The 5,375-nt window shown below is 64.7% G+C and carries 6 protein-coding genes; 2 read left to right on the top strand and 4 right to left on the bottom strand.

All coding sequences use genetic code 11. The annotated features are described in order from the left end of the window. Positions 1-246 precede the first annotated feature (246 nt). The 3 genes from aroC to fabI all read right to left on the bottom strand — a co-directional run bounded on the left by aroC (position 247) and on the right by fabI (position 2,895). Positions 247-1,335, bottom strand: a complete 1,089-nt coding sequence (gene aroC, locus WCB02_RS13810; protein ID WP_423958781.1) for a chorismate synthase — start codon at positions 1,333-1,335, stop codon at positions 247-249. 130 nt (positions 1,336-1,465) lie between these two features. Further along, a complete protein-coding gene (locus tag WCB02_RS13805) occupies positions 1,466-2,065 on the bottom strand; it encodes a histidine phosphatase family protein (protein ID WP_423958780.1) in 600 nt (199 codons plus the stop codon). An 11-nt stretch (positions 2,066-2,076) separates the two neighbouring features. Next, positions 2,077-2,895, bottom strand: coding sequence for an enoyl-ACP reductase FabI (fabI, locus tag WCB02_RS13800; RefSeq protein ID WP_423958779.1), 819 nt, complete (start codon positions 2,893-2,895; stop codon positions 2,077-2,079). A 199-nt stretch (positions 2,896-3,094) separates the two neighbouring features. Between fabI and WCB02_RS13795 the strand changes: the two genes are divergently transcribed. Together WCB02_RS13795 and WCB02_RS13790 are read left to right on the top strand one after the other, a co-directional pair. Next, on the top strand, positions 3,095-3,583 hold the full coding sequence (locus tag WCB02_RS13795; protein WP_423958778.1) for a sigma-70 family RNA polymerase sigma factor: 489 nt from the start codon (positions 3,095-3,097) through the stop codon (positions 3,581-3,583). A 60-nt stretch (positions 3,584-3,643) separates the two neighbouring features. Beyond that, on the top strand, positions 3,644-4,423 hold the full coding sequence (locus WCB02_RS13790) for an anti-sigma factor family protein (RefSeq protein WP_423958777.1): 780 nt from the start codon (positions 3,644-3,646) through the stop codon (positions 4,421-4,423). Between the two features lie 428 nt (positions 4,424-4,851). Here WCB02_RS13790 and WCB02_RS13785 read toward each other — a convergent pair. Next, positions 4,852-5,375: J domain-containing protein (locus WCB02_RS13785; protein WP_423958776.1), on the bottom strand; the 524-nt coding region annotated here is incomplete at its 5' end.

Raw genomic sequence — 5,375 nt, 5'->3', positions numbered from 1 at the left:
CGCCATAACGGCAAGCCGGCCTGCACCAGGCGCTCGCACAGCGACGCCACCATGTCGGGCGGACTGGTCGCTGTCCTCGCACCGTCGATCAGCCAGTCGATGATTTTCTGCAGCTCGGCCGCGTTCATGGGGTGATGTTATGCCATGCCGCACATCGGCGATAGCGGCAGTCCGCACTGCGCGCGGCGCGCTCGGCCGTGTCGATGCTCGACCCCATAAAATATAGTGAATTGTACGCCCGAAGCGCTATTTGCCCACCTGCCCCCGGTGCCGCAGCCAATGATCGGCCAGCACGCAGGCCATCATGGCCTCGCCGACCGGCACCGCGCGGATGCCGACGCAGGGGTCGTGGCGGCCCTTGGTCATGATCTCGGTCTCGGCGCCCTGGCGGTCGACGGTCTTGCGCGGGTTGAGGATCGACGAGGTCGGCTTGACCGCGAAGCGGACGACCACCGGCTGGCCGGTCGAGATGCCGCCCAGAACGCCGCCGGCGTGGTTGGACAGAAAGCGCGTTCCGTCATTGCCGGTCCGCATCTCGTCGGCGTTGTCCTCGCCACTGAGCTCCGCCGCGCCAAAACCCGCGCCGATCTCGACGCCCTTCACCGCGTTGATGCTCATCATCGCTGCCGCCAGGTCGGCGTCGAGCTTGGCGTAGATCGGGGCGCCCAATCCCGGCGGCACGCCCTCGGCGACGACTTCGATCACCGCGCCGATCGACGACCCCTGCTTGCGGATGCCGTCGAGATAATCCTCGAAGAACGCGGCCTTGTCCTTGTCGGGACAGAAGAAGGGATTGCGCGCGATCTCGTCGAAATCCCATTTGTCGCGATTGATCTTGTGCGGGCCCATCTGCACCAGCGCGCCGCGCACCTTCACCTCCGGCAGGATCTTCCTGGCGATCGCGCCGGCCGCGACCCGGGTGGCGGTCTCGCGGGCGGACGAGCGGCCGCCGCCGCGATAGTCGCGCAGGCCGTATTTCGCTTCATAGGTGAAGTCGGCGTGGCCCGGGCGGAACTTGTCCTTGATGTCGGAATAGTCCTTGGAGCGCTGGTCGGTGTTCTCGATCAGAAGCGCAATCGGCGTGCCGGTCGTGAGCTGCACGCCGGTCTCGGGATGCACCATCACGCCGGACAGGATCTTCACCACATCCGCCTCCTGGCGCTGGGTGGTGAAGCGCGACTGGCCGGGGCGGCGACGATCGAGATCGCGCTGGATGTCCGCCTCCGTCAGTGCGAGCTGCGGCGGACAGCCGTCGACCACGCAGCCGATCGCGATCCCGTGGCTTTCGCCGAAGGTCGTGACCCGGAACATGTGGCCGAAGGTGTTGAAGGACATGGTGTCCTGCCTGTGCTCGCCTCTGTTGACAATTCGCATCAACGTTGAATGTCAACGTTACGTAAAGTACGCGCTTTTGGCGGTCAAACAAGACTCTCCCACCGACACGGCCGGGCATGACGGCGGATGGTCAGACGTGCTTCGTCTGGCCCCCATCGTTGAACACATAGACGGCGCCCTGCTCGATGAAGAGATCGGCCGCGCTTTGCGGGGTCTCAAAGCCCAGCGACACCATCAGCGCGCGCGCGGTGCCGCCATGCGCCACGGCGACTGTATCGCCCGCAAGCCCTCGGTACCAGTCGCTGACCCGCGCCTGCACCGCTGCGTAGCTTTCGCCGCCCGGCGCTGCCACATTCCACTTGTCGACCAGCCGGCGGCCGTAGAGCTCGGGGTCGCGCGCCTGCGCCTCGGCCAGCGTCGAGCCTTCCCACGCTCCATAGGCGATCTCGCGCAGCCGATCGTCGATCGCATAATCCTGCGGCGGCAGATCGAGCGCGCCACGCACCAGTTCCATGGTGGCGCGGGCCCGCCCCAGGGGGCTCGCGACAAACGGCAGCAAATGCCTGTCGCGGCCGTCGCGCGTCAGCAGGCCGGCCAGCACATCACCGGCATGGATCGCCTGCCGGTGGCCGAGCTCGTTCAGCGCAATATCCTGCGTGCCCTGCAGCCTGCCGATCGCATTCCACGCGGTCTCGCCGTGGCGGATGTAATAGACGACAGGCGCGGGCATGACGGATCAGGCTAGTCCTTGGCCAGCGAAATATCCGGCGCCTCCGGCCGCTTCATGCCGACGACGTGATAGCCGGCATCGACGTGATGCACTTCGCCGGTGACGCCGCGCGACAACTCTGACAGGAAATACAGCGCGCTGTCGCCGACCTCCTCGATGGTCACGTTACGACGCATCGGGGCGTTGATCTCGTTCCATTTCAAGAGATAGCGCGAATCCGCGATCCCGGCGAACGCCAGCGTCTTGATCGGCCCTGCGGAGATCGCGTTGACGCGAATGTTCTTCTCCCCGAGATCGGCGGCGAGGTAGCGCACGCTGGCTTCGAGCGCGGCCTTGGCGACCCCCATGACGTTGTAGTGCGGCATCCATTTCTCGGCGCCGTAATAGGTCAGCGTCAGGATCGAGCCGCCGTCCATGAGCAGCTTCTCGGCGCGCTGCGCGATCGCGGTCAGCGAGTAGCAGCTGATCAGCATGGTTTTCGAGAAATTGTCCGCGGTGGTCTCGAGGTAACGGCCGTCGAGCTGGTCCTTGTCGGAGAACGCGATCGCGTGCACCACGAAATCGATCTTGCCCCATTTGTCCTTCAAAAGATCAAAGGCCGCATCGATGGTCGCGGCGTCGGTCACGTCGCAGTGACCGAGCAAGAGGGCGTCGATTTCCTTGGCGAGCGGCTCGACCCGCTTCTTCAGCGCGTCGCCCTGCCAGGTCAGCGCGATCTGGGCGCCGGCCGCATGACAGGCCTTGGCGATGCCCCAGGCGATCGAGCGGTTGTTGGCGACGCCGAGCACGACACCGCGCTTGCCCTGCATCAGACCTGATATATACGCCATCCGCTTGTCCAATCGAGCTTGATCCGAATTTGAGGTACACCAGCGCCTGTGCCCGGTACAGCCCAAATCGACGGCCTTTGCCGCAAAGCTCAAGGCACGGAATAGCCTGGCCTTTCGAGTGTTATGATCGACGGGGCGGCCGCGCGGTCTGCGAGGTCAGCCAAGGCAACCCAAAAGGCAACCTTGAAGACGAGCCGCAATGAGCGCGTTTCGCCACAGTGTCGAAGCCATGATTCCGGCCCTGCGCCGCTATGCCCGCGCGCTCGCGCGCGACGCCGATATCGCCGACGACCTGGTGCAGGACACGCTGGTGCGTGCGCTGCGCTCGGAACGGCTGTTTCTCGGCGGCGACGTCAGGAGCTGGCTCTATACGATCCTGACCAACCTCAACAAGAACCGGCGCCGCTCGCTGGCGCGGCGGCCGCAATTCATGCCGCTGCTCGACAACAATCCCGACGCCAGCGGCACCGAGGCGGAAGGCCGCGACATCGCGCGCGCGCTGGCGACCCTGGTCGAGGAGCAGCGCGCGGTGCTGCTCCTCGTCATGCTGGAGGGGTTGAGCTACCGCGAGGTCGCCGACATTCAGGGCGTGCCGATCGGCACCGTAATGTCACGACTTGCCCGCGCTCGCGCCCACGTGAAAGCCTCACTTGAGGGCGAACGTCCGGCGCTGCGGCGGGTCAAATGATCCCTGCAAACGGCGTGATGCGTCAATCCAACCCGACCGGAGCTGACAGAGACAACAACCATGACTGACCCGACAATTCCCGTCACCGAAGACGAGCTTCACGCTTATGTCGACAACGAGTTGCCCACTGAGCGACGCGGCGATGTCGAGGCGTGGCTCGCAACGCACGCTGACGACGCCGAACGGGTGCAATCATGGCGGGCAATGGCAGAGGCGCTGCACGCGCGCTACGATTCCATTGCCAACGAGCCGGTGCCGCAGCGGCTCGATCTCGAGCGGCTGGGACGAGAGCCGCGCCGATGGATCTATGGCACGATCGCCGCGAGTTTCCTGGCCTTCGCAGCCGGCGGCGGCGCCGGCTGGCTGGCGCATGGCGCGGCCGCCACGCCGTCGACGTTCAAGAGTTTTACCGTCGACGCGCTGGATGCGTATCGGCTCTACGTCGTCGAAGTCCGTCACCCCGTCGAGGTGCCGGGGAGCGAACGCACGCACCTGCAACAGTGGCTGACCAAGCGCTGCGGCTGGGCGGTTCGCGCGCCGGAATTGGACGCAACCGGCTTGAAGCTGGTCGGCGGCCGGCTGCTGCCGGGACCGACCGGACCGGCGTCGTTCCTGATGTACGAGAGCGCGAACGGCGAGCGCTTCACGATCTATACCGCCAAGGCGATGACCGAGGCGACGCAGATGCGCTACACGAGCCGGGATAACGAGGGCGCGCTGTTCTGGGCCGACGACGGGGTCGGCTATGTCGTCAGTGGGACGAGCGACCGCGAGCGGCTGACCCAGGTGGCGCGTCTGGTCTACGATCAGACCGAAAAGCCCGAAAAAAGCGGTGGATGAGGACGCCTGATCAAGCTCTAGTCGCGGCGTCCTAATTCGGACATCGAAAATCTGGAAACAAGTCATCAACGCGTCTCAATATCGCACCCGTTATTCACGAGAAAATGAGCAGCGTTCGATCCGCCGATCGACGCAAGCGGTCTCGAGTTGGGGTTTTGTACCGCGCTGGTCCCCCTCTCGAGACCGCACCCTTTTTCCCGTGAGTATTCGGGTGTTGCCGCGAGTATCCCGGTGCTCCCGTGAGTATCTTGGTGTGGTCGCGTGACGCTCAACGCGGGGTTGCGATCACTGTCCTTTGCAAGTCAATCAAAACGCACAATCGAAGCTTGCGTTGACCGAACCTTGCGTTGACCTGCCTCCTTAACTCCAACCTCGATGTGACCGCCGCAATCGATGCGGCGATAAGAGAGCGCGACACATCCGCTCCCTCAGCCCAACTCACTGCGCGGATTATAGGGGTGCGAATCACGCCATTTCTCCATCAATGCCTCGAGCTCGGCATCGTTCCCGTCGGGTAACATGATGCGGGTGGTGACGAAGAGATCTCCGGATGTACCGGTCGCCTTGGGCAGGCCCTTGGCCTTGAGGCGGAAGGTGCGGCCGCTCGAGGTATTCTTTGGAATCGACAATTCGACCGCGCTGCCGAGCGTCGGCACGCGCACCTTGCCGCCAAGCACGGCCTCGTAGAGCGTAATCGGCAGCTCGATCCTGAGATCGCTGCCGTCGACCTTGAACAGCGGATGCGGCGCGATGTTCACGGTGATCAGGAGATCGCCGGGCCGATGGCCGGGCGCGGTCTCGCCCTGGCCGCGCAGCCGGATCTGCTGGCCATTGGTGACGCCGGCGGGAATCTTGACGTTGAGCTCCTTGCCGGTCGATAGCCGCACGCGCCGTTCTGCACCCTTGACCGCCTCCTCGAGCGACACGGTCATGGCGACCGACAGGTCGAGAT

This window comes from Bradyrhizobium sp., assembly GCF_049581145.1.
Classification (GTDB): domain Bacteria; phylum Pseudomonadota; class Alphaproteobacteria; order Rhizobiales; family Xanthobacteraceae; genus Bradyrhizobium.
Note: the sequence above shows the minus strand (reverse complement) of the source record. Positions and strands in the feature narration are given on the sequence as shown.